This window comes from Oliverpabstia intestinalis, assembly GCF_009696065.1.
GTDB classification, from domain to species: domain Bacteria; phylum Bacillota; class Clostridia; order Lachnospirales; family Lachnospiraceae; genus Oliverpabstia; species Oliverpabstia intestinalis.
In genome coordinates, this window is record NZ_VUMS01000003.1 from 1 (window position 1) to 26,971 (window position 26,971).

General features: G+C 45.3%; 19 protein-coding genes and 2 tRNA genes. 19 read left to right on the forward strand and 2 right to left on the reverse strand.

The annotated features are described in order from the left end of the window. Positions 1-153 precede the first annotated feature (153 nt). Together FYJ57_RS01845 and FYJ57_RS01850 are read left to right on the forward strand one after the other, a co-directional pair. A complete protein-coding gene (locus tag FYJ57_RS01845) occupies positions 154-699 on the forward strand; it encodes a hypothetical protein (protein WP_154431328.1) in 546 nt (181 codons plus the stop codon). A 20-nt stretch (positions 700-719) separates the two neighbouring features. Further along, positions 720-1,793, forward strand: a complete 1,074-nt coding sequence (locus FYJ57_RS01850; RefSeq protein ID WP_154431329.1) for a zinc ribbon domain-containing protein — start codon at positions 720-722, stop codon at positions 1,791-1,793. A gap of 13 nt (positions 1,794-1,806) precedes the next feature. On the opposite strand, the gene FYJ57_RS01855 is transcribed toward FYJ57_RS01850, so the two are convergent. Then, positions 1,807-1,890 (reverse strand) — tRNA-Leu (locus FYJ57_RS01855). A gap of 221 nt (positions 1,891-2,111) precedes the next feature. Next, positions 2,112-2,195 (reverse strand) — tRNA-Leu (locus FYJ57_RS01860). A 291-nt stretch (positions 2,196-2,486) separates the two neighbouring features. Here FYJ57_RS01860 and FYJ57_RS01865 point away from each other — a divergent pair. The 17 genes from FYJ57_RS01865 to FYJ57_RS01945 all read left to right on the forward strand — a co-directional run bounded on the left by FYJ57_RS01865 (position 2,487) and on the right by FYJ57_RS01945 (position 26,965). Next, complete coding sequence (locus FYJ57_RS01865; protein WP_106491401.1) at positions 2,487-3,560, forward strand: carbamoyl phosphate synthase small subunit; 1,074 nt, start codon at positions 2,487-2,489, stop codon at positions 3,558-3,560. After that, positions 3,560-6,757, forward strand: a complete 3,198-nt coding sequence (gene carB, locus FYJ57_RS01870) for a carbamoyl-phosphate synthase large subunit (RefSeq protein WP_154431330.1) — start codon at positions 3,560-3,562, stop codon at positions 6,755-6,757. The genes FYJ57_RS01865 and carB overlap by 1 nt, the downstream gene beginning before the upstream one ends. Before the next feature lie 14 nt (positions 6,758-6,771). Further along, positions 6,772-7,662 carry an undecaprenyl-diphosphate phosphatase gene (locus tag FYJ57_RS01875; RefSeq protein WP_117525265.1) on the forward strand — a complete coding sequence of 297 codons (891 nt, stop codon included), beginning with the start codon at positions 6,772-6,774 and terminating at the stop codon, positions 7,660-7,662. 182 nt (positions 7,663-7,844) lie between these two features. Continuing rightward, positions 7,845-8,774 carry a carbamate kinase gene (gene arcC, locus FYJ57_RS01880; protein WP_022171601.1) on the forward strand — a complete coding sequence of 310 codons (930 nt, stop codon included), beginning with the start codon at positions 7,845-7,847 and terminating at the stop codon, positions 8,772-8,774. A gap of 448 nt (positions 8,775-9,222) precedes the next feature. Further along, positions 9,223-10,695 (forward strand): UDP-N-acetylmuramoyl-L-alanyl-D-glutamate--2,6-diaminopimelate ligase, encoded by a 1,473-nt coding sequence (locus FYJ57_RS01885; RefSeq protein ID WP_022171025.1) that lies wholly within the window; start codon positions 9,223-9,225, stop codon positions 10,693-10,695. Next, on the forward strand, positions 10,692-12,917 hold the full coding sequence (gene priA, locus FYJ57_RS01890) for a replication restart helicase PriA (RefSeq protein WP_154431331.1): 2,226 nt from the start codon (positions 10,692-10,694) through the stop codon (positions 12,915-12,917). The genes FYJ57_RS01885 and priA overlap by 4 nt, the downstream gene beginning before the upstream one ends. 14 nt (positions 12,918-12,931) lie before the next feature. Continuing rightward, the gene (def, locus tag FYJ57_RS01895) at positions 12,932-13,417 is read left to right on the forward strand and encodes a peptide deformylase (protein WP_154431332.1); all 486 of its coding nucleotides are present in this window, start codon (positions 12,932-12,934) and stop codon (positions 13,415-13,417) included. Next, complete coding sequence (gene fmt / locus FYJ57_RS01900; RefSeq protein ID WP_154431333.1) at positions 13,418-14,356, forward strand: methionyl-tRNA formyltransferase; 939 nt, start codon at positions 13,418-13,420, stop codon at positions 14,354-14,356. 178 nt (positions 14,357-14,534) lie between these two features. After that, positions 14,535-15,887: a 16S rRNA (cytosine(967)-C(5))-methyltransferase RsmB gene (rsmB, locus tag FYJ57_RS01905; RefSeq protein ID WP_277663712.1), complete on the forward strand. Its 1,353-nt coding sequence runs from the start codon at positions 14,535-14,537 to the stop codon at positions 15,885-15,887. An 82-nt stretch (positions 15,888-15,969) separates the two neighbouring features. Then, positions 15,970-17,040, forward strand: a complete 1,071-nt coding sequence (gene rlmN, locus FYJ57_RS01910; RefSeq protein ID WP_154431334.1) for a dual-specificity RNA methyltransferase RlmN — start codon at positions 15,970-15,972, stop codon at positions 17,038-17,040. 56 nt (positions 17,041-17,096) lie between these two features. Further along, positions 17,097-17,843, forward strand: a complete 747-nt coding sequence (locus tag FYJ57_RS01915; RefSeq protein ID WP_154431335.1) for a Stp1/IreP family PP2C-type Ser/Thr phosphatase — start codon at positions 17,097-17,099, stop codon at positions 17,841-17,843. After that, a complete protein-coding gene (gene pknB, locus FYJ57_RS01920) occupies positions 17,837-19,978 on the forward strand; it encodes a Stk1 family PASTA domain-containing Ser/Thr kinase (RefSeq protein WP_154431336.1) in 2,142 nt (713 codons plus the stop codon). The genes FYJ57_RS01915 and pknB overlap by 7 nt, the downstream gene beginning before the upstream one ends. Before the next feature lie 9 nt (positions 19,979-19,987). Then, on the forward strand, positions 19,988-20,872 hold the full coding sequence (gene rsgA / locus FYJ57_RS01925; protein ID WP_106491594.1) for a ribosome small subunit-dependent GTPase A: 885 nt from the start codon (positions 19,988-19,990) through the stop codon (positions 20,870-20,872). Between the two features lie 3 nt (positions 20,873-20,875). Beyond that, complete coding sequence (gene rpe / locus FYJ57_RS01930) at positions 20,876-21,532, forward strand: ribulose-phosphate 3-epimerase (RefSeq protein WP_154431337.1); 657 nt, start codon at positions 20,876-20,878, stop codon at positions 21,530-21,532. A 2-nt stretch (positions 21,533-21,534) separates the two neighbouring features. Then, positions 21,535-22,185, forward strand: coding sequence for a thiamine diphosphokinase (locus FYJ57_RS01935; protein WP_022400335.1), 651 nt, complete (start codon positions 21,535-21,537; stop codon positions 22,183-22,185). 21 nt (positions 22,186-22,206) lie between these two features. Then, entirely contained in the window at positions 22,207-23,490 is a 1,284-nt protein-coding gene (locus tag FYJ57_RS01940; protein WP_154431338.1) for a glycoside hydrolase family 125 protein, read from the forward strand. Positions 23,491-23,818: 328 nt separating this feature from the next. After that, positions 23,819-26,965: an alpha-mannosidase gene (locus FYJ57_RS01945; protein WP_154431339.1), complete on the forward strand. Its 3,147-nt coding sequence runs from the start codon at positions 23,819-23,821 to the stop codon at positions 26,963-26,965. Positions 26,966-26,971 lie beyond the last annotated feature (6 nt).

Here is a 26,971-nt window from a genome sequence, read left to right on the forward strand (position 1 = left end):
TTTCTTGGATGTATGGTTTATAGTTTCTCGTCAACTCTATTATACCATATCCGGTGAGGGGTTATTTGTTTTTTGCAGTTAAAAAATGCCGTATTTATGCGGCTTGTGGCGTTTCGCAAACGACTAATATAAAGAATGGAAGGAGGGATAGCGATGAGTAGTGTAAAAAATGGTAAGAAGAAAGATATAAAAATTATTCTATTGGGTATTCTGGTGGGACTTGTTGTGTGTGGCGCAGGAATTTATGGTGTGGTCTCAAGCCGGATAGCAAGCCATGAGTATAAAAACAGTACGGATATTCGGGAGGTTTCGGCTGTTGTCGGATATTGCAGAGAAGTCGTAAATAAAGACAAGGATGAGGATGGATATCATCGTGAAAGAGAATTACGGGAATACAGAGTGAAAGTCACTTTTGAGATCGATGGAGAAACCTACCAAGACAGAGACACCGTATACTGCCGGAACGATGAGGAGATCAATACAGGGGACGAGATCGACGTGGAAGTTTACAGAACGTCAAAAGGAAAATATAAGATTGCGCCGGACAGAGATCCCCTGGAATTCTTGTTCTGCTGTGTAGCTATTATCCTTGGAGCAGGTTTTGCAGCGATCTTCATAGCCGAGATGTTCGAGAAAGAACCGGAAAACGGTGAAGAATCAGAAAAAAAGAAAAATAAGGATAAAAATAGAAATAGATAACATGAAATGGGAGGCGACATATGGGACTATCAGATGCATCGTGGTTTGCTGCAACAGTTGCCATTTTGTTAGGGATTTATATCGGTGAACGGATACTGGATATCGATTTTTCTGTTTTTCTGGCAAAAAACCGGAAAAAGGGGAAAATAAAAAGAATGATGGAACAGCGCGGCGATACCACTCTTCAAAAGTCAGGGATACGCCGTGATATAAGGAAAGCCTTCGAGAGAATCCTGATTTCCACTGAAGATGGGAAAATCCGTTATGAGAATTATCGAAAACATGCCTATCTTCGGATCCTTCAGTCTCGGCATATCCGAAACTCAGATCGTGTCCAGAAGAAAAAAAGTTATTATTCCACCGTACAGAAAATCATCTGTCCATCCTGTGGAGCGTCGGTGGAACTGACCGGTCAGCAGGTGGTCTGTGAGTACTGCGGAGGTGTGATCCGAAGCGAGTTTTATGACTGGCAGACGGAAAGATTTGAGGTATATGAGCGAATAGGAACAAATCTTCAGCGTGCATTGCTTTTGACAGGGGCTATGGGAATCGTGTATGTCTGCGTATTTTTGTGCCTGTATATGATCGAGGATACAGAAGTTTCCCTGACAGCTGGTGTTGGTGCAGCTCTTCTGGTTTTTGTGCTGATCCTGGTATCCAATCAGTTTTTCCGAAACAGACAGGAAAAGATGGCGGACTCCATAGTAAGATACTCGGAGAATTATCTCAGGTCCTGTATCGGTGATGCCATTTATAACGAAACAGAATCGGATGAACTGATGGATTATGGAATCGGAAATATCACGTTAAAGAAAGTGGTCAACACAGAAGATATTACAAAAATAAAAGTAAAAGTCTGTGCAAGCGAGACCTATTTGCCAGATAGAAGAAATCCATATACGAAAAAAGTGAAGCGAACACTTATCATGCAAAGAGCCCGTTACCCGGAAAGAAGAAGAGAAGACGGCGTTTTCTTCATGGAGAAAGAATGTCCATCCTGTGGAGCCAACTTTGTACCGGATGAGAATCATTGCTGCTCCTTCTGTGGATACAGCCTGAAGAGTGACAATTCCAAATGGATTTTGGTAAAATAGAAGAAAAAAATAGTGCAGGAAGCGGGACTTGAACCCGCACGATATTGCTACCACAGGCACCTGAAGCCTGCGCGTCTGCCAATTCCGCCATTCCTGCACAACTTTTAATTATGAAATTCTGTATGTCTCATCGACAAAATATACTATACATGAAATTGTTGAAGTTGTCAACACTTTTCTGATAAAAAAGACAATTTATGTTAGGAATACGTGGACAGGAATCCGGAAAGGATATTGTGTGAAAAGTTGTATTATCTGGACCAAGGGAAGGGTATGATAGATAGAAACATGAGAGAACAGATCTGCATAAAAAAATAGTGCAGGAAGCGGGACTTGAACCCGCACGATATTGCTACCACAGGCACCTGAAGCCTGCGCGTCTGCCAATTCCGCCATTCCTGCACAACTTTTAATTATGAAATTGTTTGCCGCTTCGTCAGCGACAAGTGATACTATACAGTATAAAACACGAAGTGTCAATACTTTTTTATAAAAAAGATTAAAAAATATTTCTCCTGCAGAAAGCGACACTTTTCTAAAATAGAGTATTGAAATGAAAAAGACTTTGTGGTAAAATTTCTAAGATTACGCAAGGGGGAGTGATTTCACAGGAAATTTCTCCCTTTTTATGCGGAAAAAGATATAAACAGGCTGTAAACAGCCTACATAAGAAAAAAGAAAGGAAACGGAATGATGAAAGCTTTTTTAATACTTGAAGATGGACATGTATTTACCGGAACCAGCATTGGAGCCAAAAAAGAAGTCATCAGCGAGATCGTATTCAATACTTCCATGACAGGTTATCTGGAAGTACTGACAGACCCGTCTTACGCAGGACAGGCTGTATGTATGACTTATCCGCTGATCGGCAATTACGGTATTTGCTATGAGGATACGGAGTCTTTGAGACCATGGCCGGATGGATATATTGTAAGAGAACTTTCCAGAACACCAAGCAATTTCCGGTGTGAAGATACAATTCAGAACTTTCTGAAACGATTTGACATTCCGGGAATCGCAGGGATCGATACCCGCGCTCTGACCAGAATCCTGAGAGAAAAAGGAACCATGAATGGTATGATCACAACGGATGAAAATTATGATCTGGATGCTATCATTCCGAGACTGAAAGCATATACTACAGGAAAAGTAGTGGAGAAAGTAACCTGCTCCGAAAAGACCGTGCTGAAAGGCAGCGGAAAGAAAGTAGCCCTTCTGGATCTGGGTGCAAAAAACAATATCGCAAAATCTCTGAATCAGAGAGGATGCGAGGTAACCATTTATCCGGCATCCACCACAGCAGAAGAGATCCTGGCTGCAAACCCGGACGGTATCATGCTCTCCAACGGCCCTGGAGACCCGAAGGAGTGTACGGAAGTGATCAAAGAGATCCGTAAATTATATGAATCCGACACACCGATCTTTGCAATCTGTCTGGGACATCAGCTGATGGCACTGGCAACCGGTGCGGATACCCATAAGATGAAATACGGTCACAGAGGAGGCAATCATCCGGTAAAAGATCTGGAAACCGGAAGAGTGTATATTTCTTCTCAGAACCACGGATATGTGGTAGACACCGACAATCTGGATCCGAAAGTTGCCGTTCCGGCATTTATCAATGTCAACGACGGAACCAACGAAGGACTGAAATATACAGGAAAAAATATTTTTACAGTACAGTTCCATCCGGAAGCATGCCCGGGGCCACAGGATTCCGGTTATCTGTTTGACCGGTTTATCAAAATGATGGGAGGAGAAGAGTAATGCCAAAAAATCCAGAGATTAAAAAAGTACTGATGATTGGCTCAGGTCCGATTGTCATCGGCCAGGCAGCAGAATTTGACTATGCGGGAACACAGGCCTGCCGTTCTCTGAAAGAAGAGGGCGTGGAAGTTGTCCTGTTAAACTCTAACCCGGCAACCATCATGACCGATAAAGATATCGCTGATAAAGTTTATATCGAGCCGCTGACTGTAGAAGTTGTGGAGCAGCTGATCCTGAAAGAAAAACCGGACAGCGTACTTCCGACACTGGGTGGTCAGGCAGGACTGAACCTGGCGATGGAACTGGAAGAGAGAGGATTCTTAAAAGAACATAATGTAAGACTGATCGGTACTACTTCCCAGACAATTAAAAAAGCAGAAGACCGTCAGGAATTCAAAGATACCATGGAAAAAATCGGTGAACCGGTTGCAGCTTCCCTGGTGGTTACAACCGTAGAGGACGGTATTGCATTTACCAATACGATCGGTTATCCGGTTGTTCTTCGTCCGGCTTATACGCTGGGTGGAAGCGGCGGTGGTATCGCTCATAACGAAGCGGAACTGATCGAGATTCTGGAAAATGGTCTGCGTCTTTCCCGTGTGGGCGAGGTTCTGGTAGAAAGATGTATCGCCGGATGGAAAGAAATCGAGTACGAAGTAATGCGTGACAGTGCAGGCAACTGCATCACCGTTTGTAATATGGAAAACCTGGATCCGGTTGGTGTACATACCGGTGACAGTATCGTTGTGGCACCGTCGCAGACACTGGGGGATAAAGAATATCAGATGCTGAGAACTTCCGCACTGAATATTATCACAGAGCTGGGCATCACCGGTGGATGTAACGTACAGTATGCGCTGAATCCGGACAGCTTCGAATACTGTGTCATCGAGGTAAATCCGCGAGTATCCCGTTCTTCCGCACTGGCAAGTAAGGCAACCGGATACCCGATCGCAAAAGTAGCTGCAAAGATCGCTCTGGGCTATACCCTGGATGAGATCCCGAATGCTATTACCGGAAAAACTTATGCAAGTTTCGAGCCGATGTTAGACTACTGTGTTGTCAAGATCCCGCGTCTGCCATTTGATAAATTTATCAGTGCAAAACGTACCCTGACCACACAGATGAAAGCCACCGGTGAAGTTATGAGTATCTGCAATAACTTTGAAGGTGCGTTGATGAAAGCCATTCGTTCCCTGGAACAGCATGTAGACAGCCTGATGTCCTACGATTTTTCCAATCTGTCCAGAGAAGAGATGTTGGAAGCTCTTCATATTGTAGATGATATGAGAATCTGGAGAATTGCACAGGCGATCCGTATCGGAATTTCTCAGGAAGAGATCCATGAGATCACCAAGATCGATCTGTGGTTTATCGATAAGATCGCGATCCTGACCGAGATGGAATATGCGTTGAAGACCAGAGAACTGGACGAAGATCTGTTGAGAGAAGCAAAACGCATGGAATTTCCGGATTATGTGATTGCAAAACTGAACGGAAAGACAGAAGAAACGGTAAAAGAAATGCGTAAAACATACGGTATCACCGCAGCTTACAAGATGGTAGATACCTGTGCCGCTGAGTTTGCAGCCACCACACCGTATTATTACTCTGTATATGGCGGAGAAAATGAAGCAGAACGCACATCGGACAAGAAAAAGGTTCTGGTACTTGGTTCCGGCCCGATCCGTATCGGACAGGGTATCGAGTTCGACTTCTGTTCTGTACACTGTACCTGGGCCTTTGCAAAAGAAGGTTATGAGACCATCATTATTAATAACAACCCGGAAACTGTAAGTACAGACTTTGATATCGCTGACAAACTGTATTTTGAGCCGCTGACACCGGAAGATGTGGAAAACATCGTAAATATCGAGAAACCGGACGGAGCAGTGGTGCAGTTCGGTGGACAGACCGCTATCAAACTGACTGAGGCACTGATGAAGATGGGTGTGCCGATCCTCGGAACATCCGCAGAAAATGTAGATGCAGCCGAAGACCGTGAGCTGTTTGATGAGATCCTGGAACAGTGCCAGATCCCGAGACCAAAGGGACAGACCGTATTTACCGCTGAAGAGGCTAAGAAAGCTGCCAACGAACTGGGTTATCCGGTTCTGGTTCGCCCTTCTTACGTTCTGGGTGGTCAGGGTATGCAGATCGCGATCAACGATGAAGATGTGGAACAGTATATCGGTATCATCAACCGGATCGCACAGGAACATCCGATCCTGGTCGACAAATACCTGGTAGGTAAAGAAATCGAGGTTGATGCGGTATGCGACGGCGAAGACATCGTGATCCCGGGTATCATGGAGCATATCGAGAGAGCCGGTATCCATTCCGGAGACAGTATCTCTGTATATCCGGCACAGACCATCAGCAAGACTGCAAAAGCTACCATCGAAGAATACACCAAACGTCTGGCAAAAGCACTGCATGTCATCGGTATGATCAATATTCAGTTTATCGTATGTGGTGAAGAAGTCTATGTCATCGAGGTTAATCCACGTTCCAGCCGTACCGTTCCGTACATCAGCAAGGTAACCGGTATCCCGATCGTTCCTCTGGCAGCAAAAGCCATCATGGGATACAAACTGAAAGATATGGGTTATACACCGGGACTGCAGCCGGAAGCAAAATATTTTGCGATCAAGATGCCGGTATTCTCCTTCGAGAAGATCCGTGGTGCGGATATCAGTCTTGGACCGGAGATGAAGTCCACCGGTGAGTGCCTGGGTATCGCAGAAAGCTTCAACGAAGCACTGTACAAAGCATTCCTTGGCGCAGGTATCAATCTGCCGAAACATAAAAATATGATCATGACCGTTCGTGATGAGGATAAAGAGGAGGCAGTTGAGATCGGAAAACGGTTTGAAGCACTGGGTTACCGCATCTATGCAACCAGAAATACAGCTAAAACGCTGCAGGAAGCCGGCGTAAAAGCAATCCGTACCAATAAGCTCGAACAGCCGTCACCAAACCTGATGGACCTGATTCTGGGTCACAAGATCGATCTGGTCATCGATACACCTTCTCAGGGTGTGGAACACGCAAAAGACGGTTTCCTGATCCGAAGAAATGCTATCGAGACAGGTGTTAACGTTCTGACCGCTATGGATACAGCCAAAGCACTGGTAACCAGTCTGGAAAATACAGATCTGAACAGGCTTACGCTGATTGATATCGCACAGATCTAAATAAAGGGGAAAATATGGATATTATCGAATTACTGAAAGTAATTTTTCTCGGTATTGTGGAGGGAATCACCGAATGGCTTCCTGTAAGCAGTACCGGCCATATGATCCTGGTGGATCAGTTTATGAAACTGAAAGTCAGTGAGGAATTCTGGCAGATGTTCCTTGTGGTCATCCAGCTGGGAGCCGTACTGGCGGTTGTGGTACTGGATTTTAAAAAATTATGGCCATTTCATAAAAATGATCCGTCCAGAGAGAGTAACTGGAACTATATCAGTACGAATGAGCGCATCGGGAAATTACAGAAATTTGCAGACAAATACATCAACATGAATAAGATCGTGCTGTGGTTAAAGATTCTGGTATCTTGTGTGCCGGCAATCATCGTGGCACTTCCGTTTAACAACTGGATCGAGAAAACATTCATGAATTACTGGGTCGTTTCCGTGATGCTGATCGTATACGGTGTACTGTTTATTGTTATCGAAAACTACAATAAAAGCCGGAAGCCCAGCAGAACAAAGCTCAGTGATATTTCTTTCAAAGATGCACTGTTTATCGGAATCTTCCAGTTGCTTGCCCTGATTCCGGGTACTTCCCGTTCCGGTGCAACCATCATCGGAGGTATTCTCCTCGGCATGAGCAGAAAACTGGCAGCGGAATATACCTTTTTCCTTGCCATCCCGGTTATGTTTGGAGCAAGCTTTCTGAAACTGATAAAATTTGGTCTGCATTTTACCGGAACAGAGGTTGTGTATCTGCTGCTTGGTATGGTTGTCGCTTTTGGCGTTTCCATTGCAGCAATCAAGTTCCTGATGGGTTATATCAAGAAACACGATTTCAAGGTATTTGGATGGTACCGGATCGCTCTTGGTGTTGTGGTACTTGCTTATTTCCTGCTTGCATAAAGTAGAAAACAGGAATAAACTAACGATAGAGGTGTTGATCTGTAACAGAAACCGGTATCGGCAGATCATAAACCGAAACCCATGTCTGTATGGAATTCGGTAAATACCGTGACAGTGACGGGTGAAATTCGCAAAAGGTATTTTTACCCGATTATGTATGAGAGAAAGTAAGAGGGCGTAACATGGAGAAGAAGAAAGTTGTCATTGCTCTGGGACACCGGGCACTTGGTAATACGTTGCCGGAGCAGAAAGAAGCTACAAAAAGAACTGCAAAAATCATTGCGCAGCTGGTAAAAGAGGGCGCAGAGGTCGTGATTTCTCACAGTAATGCACCCCAGGTGGGTATGATCCATATGGCAATGAATGAATTCGGAAAGTATCATCCGGATTATACATACGCACCAATGTCCGTGTGTTCTGCCATGAGCCAGGGGTATATCGGATACGACTTGCAGAATGCGATCCGTGCAGAACTGATGAAAGAAGGTATCTACAAACCGGTATCCACGATCCTGACACAGGTAACCGTAGACACGTATGACGAAGCTTTTGCTGAACCTGTTAAAGTCATCGGACGTGTGCTGAATGAGCAGGAAGCGGAAGAGGAAGAAAATAAGGGTAATTACGTTACCAAGATCGGTGATGGTTACCGCCGAATCGTAGCCGCACCGAAGCCACAGAAGATCGTGGAGATCGATGCGATCCGTGCACTGCTTGATGCCGGACAGATCGTTATCGCCTGCGGCGGTGGCGGAATCCCGGTTCTGGAGCAGGGTACGGAACTGAAGGGCGCAAGTGCGGTTATTGAGAAAGATTATACCAGCGGTCGTCTGGCAGAACAGTTGGATGCAGATGAACTGCTGATCCTGACCAGTGTGGAGAAGGTTTCTGTGAATTTCCACAAGCAGGATGAGGAAGAACTGGGCGAGATTTCTGTTGCACAGGCGAAAGAATATATGGCTGAGGGACAGTTCGAAGCCAACACCATGCTGCCGAAGATCCAGGCTTCTGTCGAGTTCGTGGAACAGGGCGAAGGAAAGAAGGCTGTGATTACTTCAATCGATAAGGCTGTGGATGCGTACCTTGGACGGACGGGTACAGTGATCTGCTAAGAGCGTATATTCCTTTTTTATAAAAGAGCTATCGTTTTCAAAATGAAGTGTTTTGAAGACGGTAGTTCTTTTTGATTTTCAAGGGGAATACATTATCAGTTTTAGCCAATATCAGCCGGAGAAGGGGACGGGCGGGAGCGGGGAGGGAAGGGGCGAACGCACTGGTGGGCGGTTAGGGGAAACTTTGAGATCCGACGCTTACATAGGCTTTCGCGAGGGTCAGCTGACCCTCGTGAATAATAGCCGGAGTTAGCGGCTAGCTCAAAGTTCCCCTGCCCACGCGTCGTCCCTCCCTCCCCGCTCCCGCCCGTCCCCTTCTCCGGCGTCCGCCTCATAACCATTTCCCCGCAAAATCCCATCCCCCTCTTCTTTTTTTGTGCAAAATATGCTATTCTATAAATATCTATGGGCAATTGACCTGCCCGCGATCCAAAGGAGGTTGAAGTTGATGAAATTATCAAAGATTCTAGAACGTTTGGAATATACATGTCTGCAGGGCACTCTCGATCAGGAAATAGAGGAAGTCGTTGCGGATTCCAGAAAAGCAAAGGAAGGTTCTCTTTTTATCTGTATCCGTGGTGCCGTTGTGGATGGTCATACATTTGCAAAAAGTGTAGCCGGACAGGGAACGAAGGCAATTATCGTGGAAGAACCGGTAGAAGTGCCGGAGGATGTGACAGTGATCCAGGTAAAGGACAGCCGGTATGCGATGGCACTTGTGGCAGCAGCCTACTATGATTATCCGGGAGATAAGCTACGTGTGATCGGAATCACCGGAACAAAAGGAAAAACCACAACGACCTACATGGTAAAATCCATTCTGGAAAATGCCGGTTACAAAGTGGGTCTGATCGGAACCATCGAAACAATCATCGGAGATACCGTGATCCCGTCTGCAAATACCACACCGGAATCTCTTCTGGTGCAGAAATATCTGCGACAGATGTTGGATGAAGGCTGTGACTGTGCAGTGATGGAAGTATCCTCCCAGGGACTGATGCTTCATCGAACCGCAGGATTCACCTTTGATATCGGTATATTTACCAATATCGAACCAGATCACATTGGACCGAACGAACATACCAGCTTTGAACATTACCTGTCCTGTAAAAAGATGTTACTTCGTCAGTGCCGGATCGGTATTGTCAACAGAGATGACGAACATTATGAGAAGATCATTGACGGACATACCTGCAGCCTGGAGACTTACGGATTTTCACCGGAGGCAGACCTTCGCGCGGTCAATCCTGAACTGCTTACAAAAAAAGGAGTGCTGGGAATCTCCTATGATCTGCAGGGACTGTTGAATTTTCCGGTGGAGATCGATCTTCCTGGAAAATTCAGTATTTACAATTCGCTGACGGCTATTGCAATCTGCAGACATTTTAACGTATCTGAAGAAAACATATGCAAAGCCCTGAAATGTGCAAAAGTAAAGGGCAGAATCGAGATGGAAAAGGTATCCGATGATTTCACTCTGATGATCGATTACGCACACAATGCGATGAGCCTGGAATCCCTTCTTACCACACTGAGAGAATATAAACCGAACCGTCTGGTATGTCTGTTTGGCTGTGGTGGTAACCGTTCCCGTGACCGCCGGTTTGAGATGGGAGAAGTGTCCGGTAAGCTGGCAGATCTGACGATCATCACATCCGATAACCCGAGAAATGAAGAGCCTCAGGCGATTATTGATGATATCAAAACAGGTATCAGCAAGACAGAAGGAAAATATGTTGAGATCATCGATCGGAAAGAAGCTATTGCTTACGCCATTCATCATGGACAACCGGGAGACATCATTGTACTTGCAGGAAAAGGTCACGAAGACTATCAGGAGATCAAAGGAAAGAAATATCCGATGGATGAACGTGTACTGATCCGTGAGATTCTGGAAGAAGATGCCAAGAAAAAAGCATGATAAAGACATATGCGGATATTATTGTAGATATTACCAGTGAAAAACTGGATAGATCCTTTCAGTATCTGGTTCCACAGCATCTTGAGGGGAGGTTACAGCCGGGGATGCAGGTGCAGGTTCCTTTCGGAAATGGAGGAAGGATGATCAAAGGATACGTGATCCGGGTGACGGATCAGCCTTCTTTTGATGTCAGCCGCATGAAAGAGATCCGGGGAGTGGAGACAGGAAGCAATTCCATTGAATCCCGCCTGATAGCACTTGCTGCCTGGATGAGGGAGCAGTATGGCGCCACGATGATTCAGGCGTTAAAGACGGTACTTCCGGTAAAACAGAAGATGAAACAGAAAGAAAAACGCTGGATCCGTCTGTTGCTCGAAAAAGACGAAGCAGAAAATCAGCTGGAACTGTGCCGTAAAAAACATTATGTGGCCAGGCAGAGACTTCTCGAGGCACTGCTTGAGAATGATACGATCTCTTATACATTGGCAATGGATAAACTGCATCTGACAGCCAGTGTGATAAAGGCCATGGAGAATACAGGGATGATTCGGGTACAGGCTACGGAAGTGTATCGTAATCCCATCCAGACTACGGAATGTGAGCAGACAAAAGCACTACTGTCACCGGCACAGAGAGAAGTGGCGGATGGGATTCTGAACGGCTGGAGAGAAAACGATTTTCGCCCGGTGGTGATTCACGGGGTAACCGGGAGCGGAAAAACCCAGGTATATATGGAACTGATGGAAGAAGTGCTCAACCAGGGAAAGCAGGTGATCCTGTTGATCCCGGAGATTGCGCTGACTTATCAGACAGTGCAGCGTTTCTATCGGCGGTTCGGAGACAGAATCTCTGTTTTACATTCCCGGCTTTCTCCCGGTGAGCGTTCCGATCAGTTTGAACGGGCAAAAAAAGGGGAACTGCAGGTGATGATTGGACCGCGATCTGCACTGTTTACCCCGTTTCCGAATCTCGGGCTGATCGTGATCGATGAGGAACACGAAACTACGTACCAGAGTGAGACGGTGCCCTGTTATCATGCCAGAGAGACAGCGATTGAGAGAGGCAATCTGGAACACTGTCCGGTGGTACTGGGAAGTGCCACACCATCGGTAGATGCGTATTATCAGGCACAGAATGGAACGTATCGGCTGTTTGAACTGAACAGCCGATATGAAAACAGGCAGATGCCGAAGGTTTATTCTGTAGATCTGAGGAAAGAATTAAAACAGGGAAACCGGTCGATCTTGAGCAGTATTTTACAGGAAAAAATTGAAGAACGGTTAAAAAAGAAAGAGCAGATCATGTTGTTTTTGAATCGTCGCGGATATGCGGGATTTTTCTCCTGCCGTTCCTGTGGGACTGTGATGAAATGTCCCCACTGTGATGTTTCTCTGTCACAGCACCGGAACGGAAAACTGGTGTGCCACTATTGCGGGTATGAGACGAGACAACCACAGCAGTGTCCGGTGTGCGGATCACCCTATATCGGAGGATTTCGTGCGGGAACGCAGCAGATCGAAGAAATCGTAAAAAAGCGGTTTCCACAGGCAAAGGTTTTGCGGATGGATCTGGATACAACCAGAAAAAAAGAAGGACATGCAAATATTCTGGCTGCATTTGCAAACCAGGACGCAGATATCCTGATCGGTACGCAGATGATCGTCAAGGGACATGATTTTCCGAAAGTGACGCTGGTCGGAGTGCTGGCGGCGGATCTTTCACTGAATATCAATGATTACCGGGCAAGTGAGCGGACTTTTCAGTTACTGACGCAGGCAGCGGGAAGAGCAGGAAGAGGAGAAAAGCCCGGAGAAGCGATTATCCAGACATATCAACCGGAACATTACAGTATTCAGGCAGCGATGCATCAGGATTACCGGGCATTTTATGAAGAGGAGATCGGTTATCGGAAACTTCTGGGTTATCCACCGGTATCCAATCTACTGGCGATCCATGGAAGCTGTGGTAATGAGGAACTACTGGAGACAGGAATGCAATATATAAAAAAATTCCTGAACCGGGTGGACAGTCACGGACAGCTGCAGATCATCGGACCTGCAGATGAAACCGTATCGAAGATCGCCGATATGTATCGAAAAGTAATTTATATAAAGCAGGAGGATCACCAGCTGCTGCTGCGGGCAAAGAGCAGACTGGAACAATATATAGAAGTAAACAGCGGATTCAGGGAAATTCGGATTCAGCTGGATTTTAATCACTGACAGGAGGAAAAAGAATGGCAATCAGAAAAATCAGAACTATGGGAGACAGAATCCTGAACAAAGTCTGCAGACCGGTGGAAGAGATGACACCAAAGATTCAGGAACTGATAGAAGATATGCTGGAGACCATGTATGATGCTTATGGTGTGGGACTGGCGGCACCACAGGTGGGAATGTTAAAACGAATTGTTGTGATTGATATCGGAGATGAGAATGGTCCGTATGTATTGATCAATCCGGTGATCAAAGAGACTTCCGGGGAACAGACAGGGGAAGAAGGATGTCTTTCGGTACCAGGCAAATCCGGTGTGGTGACAAGACCGAATGTAGTAACCGTAGAAGCACTGGATATTAATATGGAACCGTTTATTCTGACAGGAGAAGGACTTCTGGCACGTGCAATCTGTCATGAATGTGAACATCTGGACGGTATCTTGTACGTGGAACACGTGGAAGGTGAGCTGCACGATGTGAATTACGAAGAAGAGGATGGAGAATAGATGAGAGTAGTATTTATGGGAACCCCGGATTTTTCTGTGGGGACATTAAGAGAGCTGGCGAAGGCCGGTCATGAGATTGCCGGTGTGGTCAGCCAGCCGGATAAACCAAAGGGCAGGGGAAAGAACCTGCAGCCCACACCGGTCAAAGAGGCGGCGATGGAACTGGGACTTCCGGTATATCAGCCCCAAAAAGTAAGAGATCCGGAATTTATTCAGGTGATGAAAGAACTGAATCCGGATGTGATCGTTGTGGTGGCGTTCGGACAGATTATTCCGAAAGAGATTCTGCATATGCCAAAATATGGATGTATTAACGTACACGCATCCCTGCTCCCGGCCTACCGTGGTGCGGCTCCGATTCAGTGGGCTGTGATTAACGGTGATAAAGAATCCGGTGTTACTATTATGCGGATGGATGAAGGTGTGGATACCGGAGATATGATCAATAAAGTGATTGTTCCGCTGAATGAAAAAGAGACTGGCGGCAGTCTGTTTGACCGTCTGAGTGAGTCAGGGGCCAAACTTCTGGTTGAGACACTTCCGATGCTGGAAGACGGCAGTGCCGTTTTTGAAAAACAGCCGGAAGAGAGTACAACGCCGTATGCAGCCATGATCAGTAAAAAAATGGGTGAGTTGGACTGGGCAAAATCAGCAACAGAACTGGAACGCCTGATTCGCGGACTGAATCCGTGGCCAAGTGCATTTTCCCATCTGAACGGAAAAACTTTGAAAATATGGGAAGCATCTGTGGAAGAAGAAAACGGTGAGAAAAAAGCACCGGGAACTGTACTGCAGGTAGATGCAAAAGGATTCCGGATTCAGACCGGAGAGGGAATTCTGAAGATTGATACCCTGCAGATGGAGGGAAAAAAACGAATGGATGCGCAGGCATTTTTGCGTGGCTATACGGTGGAAAAAGGGATGATACTTCCCTGTTAGTATATCGTTTTCGAAATAAATGCGCCATAGACTTGGCGGCGGATCCGATTGCACAGCTCTCGAAGATTCAGCGTAGCCACTGCTGCGTCTGTGTTTTCAGAACTGTATACCGGTATCAATGATATACCGGTGAATCAGTGGAAATCGATGCCAACAGAAACAACCGGAGGAAAAAAACGTGGCAAATGGAACAGAACTTCGGGGAATCGCCCTGGAGATATTATTGGAAATTACACAGGAAAAAGAATACAGCCATCTGGCAATCCGAAATGCTCTGAATAAAGTTCAGTATCTTCCGAAACAGGACCGTGCATTTATCAACCGGCTTGTGGAGGGAACTCTGGAATATATGCTCCGGATCGATTATGTTCTGAATCAGTTTTCCAGTGTCAGAGTAAATAAGATGAAACCGGTGATCCGTAACATTCTTCGAAGCGGTGTTTATCAGCTTATGTTTATGGACAGCGTGCCGGACCCTGCAGCCTGCAACGAAGCGGTAAAACTGGCACAGAAAAAAGGATTTTACAGCCTGAAGGGATTTGTCAACGGCGTAATGCGTAATGTGGCAAGAAAAAAAGAAGAGATTATTTATCCGGATAAGAACAGGGATCCGGAGGAATATCTGTCGGTTTATTATTCGGTACCACAGTGGTTGGTAAAACGATGGGTACAGACTTACGGAACAGAAACAACGGAATGCATGTTAAAAGATTTTCTGACGGATCATCCGTTGACGATCCGATGCCAGCTGTATCGGGTGGAGCAGGAATTGACGGTCAACAGTCTGAAAGGCCAGGGAGCAACGGTTGAACAGGCACCATATCTTCCGTATGCATTCTATCTGTCAGATTACAGCCATCTGGAAGGGCTTAAATCTTTTGTGATGGGACGGTTTGTAGTGCAGGATGTAAGTTCAATGTTGGTAACGGAAGCAGCAGATCCGAAACCGGGAGATTATGTGATCGATCTTTGCGCAGCACCGGGAGGAAAGAGTCTTCATATGGCAGATAAGATGCAGGGACAGGGTATGGTAGATGCAAGAGACCTTACAGATTATAAAGTGGGTCTCATTGAGGAAAATATTGAAAGAACACAGACACTGAATATTCGTGCGCATCGGAAAGATGCCACACTTTTAGATAAACAATCCGTAGAAAAAGCAGATATTGTACTGGCAGACGTACCATGTTCCGGTCTTGGAGTTATTGGAAAGAAAACAGATATCAAGTATCGTACGGATGAAGATAAGATTCAGGAGCTGGCAGTGCTTCAGAAACAGATCCTTCACAATGCAGCTTCTTATGTAAAACCCGGCGGCATTCTGATTTACAGCACATGTACGATCACATCGGAGGAAAATCAGAGCAATGTGGCATGGTTTACGGAGAATTATCCATTTGTACTGGAAAGTCTGGATCCGTATCTGTGCGAAGAACTGCACAGTGAAACCACCGCCCAGGGCTGGCTGCAACTGCTTCCCGGAGTGCATAAGACAGATGGTTTCTTTCTGGCAAGGATGCGGAAAAAGTAAGAGAAGCGCCGGATGGACAGTTCTGTAAGAAACAGATGCGGAAAATGCTGTGAATACATCAGTGATAAAAAGAGGAAAAATAATGGAACAATTAGATATCAAATCGCTGTATGAAGAAGAACTGAAAGAAAAGATGATTTCTCTTGGAGAAAAACCGTTCAAAGGGAAACAGCTGTATCAGTGGCTTCATCAGAAAGCGGTGGGAAGCTATGAGAAAATGACAAATCTGTCAGAAGGTTTGCGAAAAAAGCTGACAGAACAGGAGCCACTGACACATCTGGAAGTTGTAGAAGTTCAGACTTCAAAGATTGACGGCACACAGAAGTATCTGTTTCAGCTGGCAGACGGTAACGTGATCGAGAGTGTATGGATGCAATACAAGCATGGCAATTCCGTATGCATTTCTTCCCAGGTTGGCTGTCGGATGGGATGCCGTTTCTGTGCATCCACGATCGGTGGACTGACCAGAAACCTTCTGCCGTCCGAGATGCTGGATCAGGTCTACCGGATCCAGGAACTGACCGGGGAGCGTGTGTCGAATGTGGTTGTGATGGGAACAGGAGAGCCATTGGATAACTATGATAATCTGATTCGATTTATCAGAATTCTGAGCGATGAAAAAGGACAGAATATCAGCCAGAGGAATCTTACGGTGTCAACCTGCGGCCTGGTACCGCGGATCCGACAACTGGCAGAGGAAGATCTGACAATTACACTGGCATTATCTCTTCATGCACCAAATGATGAAAAGAGAAAAGAACTGATGCCGATTGCCTATAAATATTCTTTGTCTGAGGTTCTTCCGGCATGCAAATACTATTTTGAAAAAACAGGAAGAAGACTGACTTTTGAATATAGCCTGGTGGGCGGAAAGAACGACAGTCAGGAAGATGCCAGACAGCTGGCCGGACTTGTACACGGATTAAATTGTCATATTAATCTGATTCCGGTTAATCCGATAAAGGAACGGAATTTTGTACAGTCTGACAAAAAAGTAATAGAGAATTTCAAAAATAAACTTGAAAAATATCGAATTAATGTTACTATTAGAAGAGAAATGGGCAGGGATATCGATGGGGCCTGTGGTCAGCTGAGAAAAAAATACAGTGACCGGCAGGAAAATACAACAAAAGACTCCGCCGAAGAAAAATAAAAGTGACTGTGAAGGTACTGAACAGTTACAAATAAAAAGACAAGGGAGAAGCTGGCATGAAGTCATTTTCTTTGACAGATGTAGGACAGGTCAGAAGTCAGAATCAGGATTATGTATATGCGTCCGAGCAGCCGATAGGAAATCTTCCAAATCTGTTTGTGCTTGCCGATGGAATGGGCGGGCATAATGCCGGAGATTTTGCCTCACGCTGTGCCGTTTCTGTAATCGAGGCATCAGTAAAAAAAGATATGAGTTTTAATCCTATAAAGATCATGCGTCATGCAATTGAGGAAGCGAATGAAAAGATTCATGAGCTGGCGAAAGCAGATGCAGGAAAAGCCGGCATGGGGACAACCCTCGTGGCGGTGACCATTGTGGGATATTATGCGTATGTGGCCAATGTGGGAGACAGTCGTCTGTATATTTCCGGTGAACAGGGCCTGGTGCAGATCACCAGAGACCATTCCTGGATCGCCGAGATGGTGATGCGGGGAGAACTCAGTAAAGAGGAAGCCCGGAATCATCCGGATAAAAACATTATCACTAGAGCATTAGGAGCGTCCGAAGCGGTGGATATCGATTTCTTCGATGTGCAGCTGGAGGAAAAGAATCGGATTTTGCTGTGTTCAGACGGACTGAGTAATATGGTGGCGGATGAGGAGATCCAGAAAATTCTGGGGGATTCACCGGATATCGAACAGTCCGGCAGACAACTGGTGGCAACTGCCAATACAAACGGGGGCAGAGATAATATATCAGTAATTCTAATCGAACCATTTACAAACGAGGTGAAAGAATGTTAAAAGAGGGAATGATTGTAGGAGAAAGATACGAGATCATCAGCAGAATCGGCAGCGGCGGTATGGCGGATGTCTACAAAGCAAAAGATCATAAGTTGAACCGTCTCGTAGCAGTGAAGGTAATGAAAGCGGAATTCAGCCAGGATAAAGGCTTTATTTCCAAATTCCGCAAGGAAGCACAGGCTGCAGCAGGTCTTGCGCATCCGAATGTGGTAAATGTCTATGATGTTGGGGAGGATAACGGCATTTACTATATTGTCATGGAACTGGTACAGGGGATTACCCTGAAAGACTATATTACAAGAAAAGGAAAACTTTCCGTAAGAGAGGCAACGAGTATTGCGATTCAGGTTTCTCTAGGACTGGAGGCGGCACATAAGAGCAATATTGTGCACAGAGATGTAAAACCGCAGAATATTATCATATCTGTAGATGGTAAAGTAAAGCTGTCTGACTTTGGTATTGCGCGAGCAGCTTCTTCCAATACCATCAGTTCCAATGTGATGGGATCGGTACATTACAGTTCACCGGAACAGGTACGTGGTGGTTACAGTGATGCCAAGAGTGATATTTATTCGCTTGGTATTACCATGTATGAGATGGTAACGGGACATGTTCCGTTTGACGGGGATACTACTGTTGCAATTGCAATTAAGCATCTGCAGGAAGAAATTGTATCACCCAGAAAATATGTACCGGATCTTCCATACAGTCTGGAACAGATCATTCTGAAATGTACACAGAAAAGCGTTGACCGCAGATATGAAAATATGTCAGAAGTGATTGAAGATCTGAAACATTCGCTGCTGGATCCGAATGGAAATTTTGTTGTAGTGACACCGCTGGCACAGCATGCACAGACGGTGATGCTTTCCGATGATGAACTGGAAGCCATCAGGGAAGGACGTTCAGGATATGCCACTCCTCAGAAAGATACGTATGAGGAGGAAGAAGATGATGATGATGAATATGATGACGAGTATGATGACGATGAGGAAGACGATGAGGAAGGCGAAGTAAGTTCCAAACTGGAAAAAGCTATGACTATCGGCGGATTTATTATCGGTGCGATCATTATCTGTATTCTGATTTTCTTTATTGCACGGGCAGCAGGTCTGGTAAATATCGGTGGAACTGCACAAAAAGATGACACTCAGCAGACAGAACAGGAAGAAATTGATGATACAGTAGATGAAAACGGACAGGTATCTGTACCGAAGCTGACCAGCATGACAGAAGAAAATGCGTTGAGTGTTCTGGAACAGCTTGGCTTAAAGGGAAACAAGACCGGAGAAAGTCAGTCTTCCGAATATAAAGCAGGAACCATCATGTCTCAGGAAACAGAGGCAGGAACAAAAGTAGATCAGGGAACGGTAATTAACTATGTTGTAAGTTCGGGAACAGATGCACCGAGTGTGCCGAGTGTAACCGGTAAATCACAGAGTGAGGCAGAAGCTCTGATCAAAGCACTAGGTCTGAATACTGAGATTCAGCAGGATTACAGTGATACGGTAGCCATCGGAAAAGTTATCAGTGTAAATCCTTCCGAAGGAACAAAGGTAGATGCAGGATCCACCATTACATTGGTTGTCAGTCTGGGAGAAGAGAACAAACAGGTAGAAGTACCGAATGTCATCGGACAGGATGAAGCAACAGCGAAGAAATCACTGAATGATCAGGGATTACAGGTAAATGTAGAGACAACTACAGATGCGTCCGGTAATGTGGCGGAAGGCTGTGTGGCAAATCAGAGTGTGGCAGCGGGAACTTCTGTAGATCCGGGATCTACTATTACGCTTCAGGTTTATCATGCGCCTGAGACAACAACTCTTCCGAATGAGGCACCTGCAGAGGGGGATGCTTCCGACAGCGATACCGGAAGCTGGACTTGTAATGTAAAACTGGATCAGCCATCTACATATACCGGGGGACCGGTGCAGCTGACTCTGGTGCAGAATGTCAATGGACAGAACGTGGAGACTGTGATTCTGGACGGACAGACGATTACATTCCCTTATACACTGGCAATTGCCGGTGCAGATGGGGTGGATACCGGAACCGTATATCTGAGGGAAATGGTAGACGGAGATTATGTAGAACGTGGACATTATTCTAATGTGCCGTTTAAACAGTCTTAAGAGGTATCTATGCAGGGAAAAATTATAAAAGGAATTGCCGGATTCTACTACGTGGACGTAGCAGAGTCCGGAGTTTATGAATGTAAAGCAAAGGGAATCTTCAGAAAAGAGAAGAAAAAACCTCTGGTAGGAGATAATGTGGAGATTGAAGTTCTGGACGAAAAAGAAAAGACCGGCAATCTGATACAGATTCTTCCAAGAAAAAATGAACTGATCCGGCCGGCAGCGGCAAATGTGGATCAGGCACTTGTGATTTTTGCAGTCCGTCAGCCGGATCCGAATTACCAGCTGTTGGACCGCTTTTTGATTACAATGGAACAGCAGGAGATTCCAAGTATTATCTGTTTCAATAAAAAAGATCTGGCAGAGCAGGAAGAACTGGATCAGATGTATCAGATCTACATTTCCTGTGGCTACCAGGTGCTTCTTACCAGTGCCGAACAGGAGGAAGGAATCAGCCAGATCCGTAAGATTCTGGAAGGAAAAACAACAGTGGTTGCAGGACCATCCGGTGTGGGAAAATCATCGTTGACAAATCTCTTACAGGAAGAAGTCAGCATGGAGACAGGCGAGATCAGTAAAAAACTGAAACGTGGGCGTCATACGACCCGCCATGCACAGCTTCTGACAGTGGGAGAACACACCTATCTGATGGATACACCGGGATTCAGTTCTCTGTTTGTGGAGAGAATGGAAAAAGAGGAACTGCGGTTCCACTATCCGGAGTTTGCGGAATATGAAGGAAAATGTAGGTTTCAGGGGTGTGTGCATGTTCATGAGCCGGAATGTGCGGTTAAACAGGCAGTGGAAGAAGGAAAAATTCACAGACAGCGTTATGAAAATTATGTCAGCTTTTATGAAGAGCTGAAAGAACAGGAAAAAAGGAGATATTAAGCGATGTATCAGTTATCACCATCTATATTGGCAGCAGATTTTAATTGTCTTGGAGAACAGATCCGACAGGTGGAAGAAGCAGGAGTGGAATGGCTTCATATAGATGTGATGGATGGAGCATTTGTTCCGAGTATTTCCTTTGGGATGCCGGTGATCGCATCCATTCGTAAAAACAGTTCTCTGTTTTTTGATGTCCATCTGATGATCGAGGAGCCGGGAAGATATATTGAAGAATTCAAAAAAAGCGGAGCGGATATGCTGACCGTACACGCGGAAGCATGTAAGCATCTGGACAGCACATTACGGGAGATCCGTAAAGCCGGAATGAAGGTCGGTGTGGCGATCAATCCGGGTACACCGGTCAGTCAGCTGGAATGTGTGCTGGATCTGGTAGATATGGTACTGATCATGACAGTCAATCCTGGATTTGGTGGGCAGAGTTATATTGAAAGCTGTACCGGAAAAGTACAGAAACTACGAAAAATGATCACGGAGGCAGGACTGAACGTGGATATTCAGGTAGATGGCGGAATTAACGAAAAGACCATCGATAAAGTACTGGATGCAGGTGCCAATATTCTGGTTGCCGGATCTGCTGTCTTTGGCGGAAATATTGGAGAAAACGTCCGTTGCCTGAAAGAGAAAATGGAGAGCAGATAAAAATGAAAACGCTGATTATCACAGGGGGCATGATCGAAGCAGATTTTGCTCTCTCCTTTATACAGGAGTTGAAACCAGATTACATTCTCGGAGTAGACAAAGGGTTACAGTTTTGTTATGAATATGACATCCGTCCGGATTATATCGTGGGAGATTTTGACAGTCTTCCGGGAGAGATTCTGGAACGTTACCGGCAGGAGGGAGAGATCCCGATCCGTACCTACAATCCGGTAAAGGATGCGACAGATACAAAGATCGCACTGGATAAAGCCCTGGAAGAGGGCAGTACAGAGATCTGGATTCTGGGGGCAACGGGGACCAGGATCGATCACGTGGTCTGCAATCTGCAGATATTAAAGGAAGCATGGGAGAAAAAAGTACCGGTATGGATCGTGGACAGCAGAAATAAGATCGGTCTTCCGGTAGAAAAAACATTTTCTCTCAAAAAAGAAGAACAGTATGGTACTTATGTGTCTCTGTTCCCCATGGGTGAAACCGTGGAAGGACTGACACTTAAGGGCTTTAAATACCCGCTGGATCACTATCAGTTAAAAGACCGGGAAGGTTTGGGGGTGAGCAATGAGATCACAGCGGATGTGGCAGATGTCAGCTGGGAACAGGGTGTACTGTTGATGATACAAAGCAAAGACTGAAGTGACAAGGAGGATTTTTACATGAACACACAGGAAAAGAAAGAAGCACTGGTTCAGGCGGTAGAAGAAATCGCCGGAAAAGAAGCAGCATACTGGGAAGGGAATCCGAAGATGCAGGAAACATTCCAGAACTGTTATGTAAGTACTGCAAAAACCACGACAAAATTTCTTGAGAGCGGAGAAGCGTATGTATTTACCGGAGATATCGCAGCAATGTGGCTGAGAGATTCTTCTGCACAGGTCGTTCATTATCTGCCATATCTGAAAGAATATCCAATCTTAAAAGAGATGGTAAAAGGGCTGATCGCCCGTCAGGCAAAGTATGTACATATTGATCCGTATGCCAATGCATTTAACGAAGAAGACAACGGAAACTGCTGGGAGAAAGACCTGACAAAATACAATCCGTGGAACTGGGAGAGAAAGTATGAGATTGATTCCCTGTGCTACCCGATCTGGCTGATCAAACAGTACGTGGAGAATTCCGGAGCAAGGGATGTCTTTACACCGGAAGTAAAACAGGCATTTCGCGACATTCTGGATGTATGGCAGACAGAGCAGTACCATGAGAACTCCGAGTATTCTTTCGTACGTCTCAACTGTCCCCCGTCTGATACCTTAAGTAACGATGGAAAGGGTGCACCGGTAGGTTACACCGGTATGACCTGGTCCGGATTCCGCCCGAGTGATGATGCGTGCAAGTATGGTTATCTGATTCCGTCCAACATGTTTGCAAGCGTAGTTCTGGATTATATGGCAGAATTCCTGGAGAAAGATTTCCAGGATCCACAGATGGCAAAAGAAGCAAAAGAGTTACAGGCAGAGATCCAGGAAGGTATCCGGAAATATGGTATCGTGGAAGATGAAACCTTCGGAAAGATCTATGCATACGAGACAGATGGTCTTGGCAACTACAATCTGATGGACGATGCGAATGTACCGAGTCTGTTGTCCCTGCCATGGCTGTCATATTGCGGAAAAGACGATCCGATTTATAAAAATACAAGAGCCTTTGTATTAAGCAAAAAGAATCCATATTATTTTGAAGGCGTCAGCGCAAAAGGAATCGGAAGTCCGCACACACCGGATCAGTATATCTGGCACATCGCACTGACGATGCAGGGACTGACTTCTGATGACGAAGAAGAGAGAAAAGAACTGCTGGAAACCCTTCTGGCTACCGATGCAGACTGTAAAGTGATGCACGAGGGATTTGACTGTCAGGATCCGAAGAAATTCACCAGAGAATGGTTCGCATGGGCAAACTCATTGTTTGCATTATTTGCGCTTTCTATGAAAAAGTAAAGTTGACGAAAAAAAACCTGACAAAATGAATAAATATAGGAAAAAGATAACATCAGAACTTTAAAAAGGAGAGAGTGTATGGTATAATATTACCAGCAGTGCTTTCCGTGATGGGAAAGTTCTCGACGAAAAGCTGTCAGTTCTGCTGTATGTTCTGTTTCCTAAGAGAACCGCTATAAAAAAACATCGCCGGATGCAGAAAAGTACACAGATTTATTTTAATGTTTGCTGTGTGCACAGGCATTGGTGATGTTTTTTTGTGCAACCGCAGGGGGTAAAGAGAGAAAACGGTTGCCAATAAGTTATTATTTATCAGGAGGTAGCAAAAATGATATTGCTAAAAGAAAGAATCGGTAAAATGCTGGAATATCTGCAGGAACAGGTATATCCGAAGCAGGTTGCGATTCCGAGTTACAAGATGATCCGCACCGATGAGAGATGTCTGGATGTAAACAATCTGGATACCTCATCCTGGACAGAGATTACGAACCAGGAACTGTGGGGCGGACACAGAGAATATTACTGGTTTGAGACCGTAGTGACGATTCCGGAAGAATTTGACGGAGAGTGTGTAGTGTATGAACTGAAAACCGGAAAAGAAGGAGAGTGGGATGCAACGAATCCACAGTTTTCCATCTTTGTAAACGGTGTGAGAGTACAGGGGCTTGATGTCAACCACAGAGAAATCATTCTGGCAGAGCCTGCCAAAGCAGGAGACACCTATCGCATTGTTCTTTCCGCATTTACCGGAGACCAGAACTTCAGTCTGAAGATGAACTCCAGCCTGAAAGTACTGGATCGTAAGACTGAGAAATATTACTATGACCTGGAAGTTCCGTACCAGAGTGCCAGACTGCTGAACACGGAAGATCAGGCATATATTACGATTATTCAGGCACTGAACGAATCTCTGAATCTGCTGGATATGAGAAAAGAAGGTTCCAAAGAGTATTATCAAAGCCTGGAAAAAGCACAGGAGTACATCACAAAAGAATTTTATGAGAAATATTGTGACGGTGAGAAAAGCCCGATCATCTACTGTGTAGGACATACACACATTGACTGTGCATGGCTGTGGACGCTGCGCGTGACAGAAGACAAGGCAGTCCGAAGTTTTTCTACCGTACTGGAACTGATGAAAGAATATCCGGAATATGTATTTATGTCCAGCCAGCCACAGCTGTACAAATATGTGAAGAAAAATGCTCCGGATGTGTATGAACAGATCAAAGAAAGAGTCAAAGAAGGACGCTGGGAGCCGGACGGTGGTATGTTCGTAGAGGCAGACTGTAATATCGCTTCCGGTGAAGCACTGGTTCGCCAGTTTGTACACGGACAGAGATTCTTCAAAGAAGAGTTCGGCGTGGACAATGAGATCCTGTGGCTTCCTGACGTATTCGGTTATTCCGCAGCACTTCCGCAGATTCTGCAGAAATGTGGAATTCCGTATTTCATGACAACAAAGATCAGCTGGAACGAGTTTAACAAGATGCCGTATGATACATTCGAATGGGAAGGTATCGACGGAAGCCGTGTACTGACACATTTTGTTCCGACCCGTGACTATAATAAGGCAGCAGTAGAGGGTGGTACAGAGACAGAACACTTTACCACTTATAACGGATATATCAATCCGAGCCAGATGAAGGGTGCATGGGCACGATACAGCCAGAAATATCTGAACGAAGAAGTACTTTGCAGCTTCGGCTTCGGAGATGGTGGCGGCGGTCCAACCAAAGATATGCTGGAGAACCAGAGACGTCTGGCAAAAGGTCTCCCGGGTATGCCGAGAACCAAGATGTCTACTGCAAAAGAATTCTTCCATGTTCTGGATAAACATGTAACCGATAAAAAATATCTGCCGACATGGGTAGGTGAACTGTATCTGGAATACCACAGAGGTACTTATACTTCTATGGCAAGAAACAAAAAGTTCAACCGGAAAGCAGAATTTGCATATCAGAACGAAGAAATGTACGCAATGCTGGATGCACAGACCGCAGGCGGTGCATATCCGGAAAAAGAGCTGCATGAGGGCTGGGAGGTCATCCTGCGTAACCAGTTCCACGATATTCTGCCGGGATCTTCGATCAAAGAAGTGTATGATGATTCCAAAGCAGAGTACGAAGGCATCTTTGCACAAAATAAAGCGCTGACTGATGCAACGCTGGCTCATATCGCTGCCGGTGTAAAAGCACCGAAGCATTCGCTGGTTGTATATAACCCGAACAGTGCAGCAGCGTACGATCTGGTAACCTTTACTGTTCCGGAAGGAATGGGAGAACCTGCAGTTTACGATGGCGAGACCAAACTGGCTGTTCAGAAAACCGCAGACGGCACATATGTATTCTTTGCCGCAGGCGTCCCAGGAAAAGGATATAAGACTTATATCGTGAAAGAAGAAGCAGCAGATACAACACCGTCCATGGAAGTTTCCACAGAAGTGATGGAAAATGAATACTTCAAGGTGGAATATAATGAAAAAGGTCAGTTTGCGAAGATCTATGATAAGAAAGCAAACCGTGATATACTGAAACCTGGCAAAGCAGGTAACGTGATCGTAAGTTACGAAGACCGCCCGCATAACTATGATGCATGGGATGTAAACAATTATTATACAGAAAAATCCTGGGATATCGATCAGGTATCTGCGATGGAAGTAGTGGAAAATGGTCCGGTAAGAGCCTGCGTAAAAGTAGAGCGTAAATATCTGGATTCCACGATCACACAGTTTATTTATCTGTATCATGACATTCCGAGAATCGATATCAAGAATGTAATTGACTGGAAAGAGCATCAGATCTTTGTAAAAGACTACTTCCCGATCGATGTACATACCAACGAAGCTACATTTGATATCCAGTATGGTAACGTAAAACGTGATACCCATGACAATACTTCCTGGGATTTTGCAAAATTTGAAGTTTGCCACCATAAATGGATGGATGTGTCCGAGGATGGCTACGGTGTCAGTATGTTAAATGACTGCAAGTATGGTGTTGGTGTCCGTAATGGTGTGATCGGTATGTCCATGCTGAAATCTGCTATTCATCCGAATCCGGAAGCTGATAAAGAACTGCATGAATTTACCTATTCTATTTATCCACATCAGGGTGGCTGGCGAGAAGCCGGTACGGTAAAACAGGCTTACCAGATCAATAACCCTCTGACCTACAGCTGGAAAGAGAATGAAGGAGGAACACTTGCTCCGGAATATTCTCTGGTTTCCTCTGATCAGGATAATGCAGTGATTGAGGTTGTAAAAAAAGCGGAAGATTCAGATGCTGTCATCGTTCGTCTGTACGAGTGCTATAACAGAAGAACTCCGGTGACACTAATTTTCGGTAAGGAATTGACATCTGTTGTCGAGTGTAATATGATGGAGGAAGGAGCAGATCCTGTAGAATTTACAGGAAATCAGGCGACTTTCGAGATGAAACCTTATGAGATTAAGACGTTGAAGGTTACGTTTTAAAAAAGA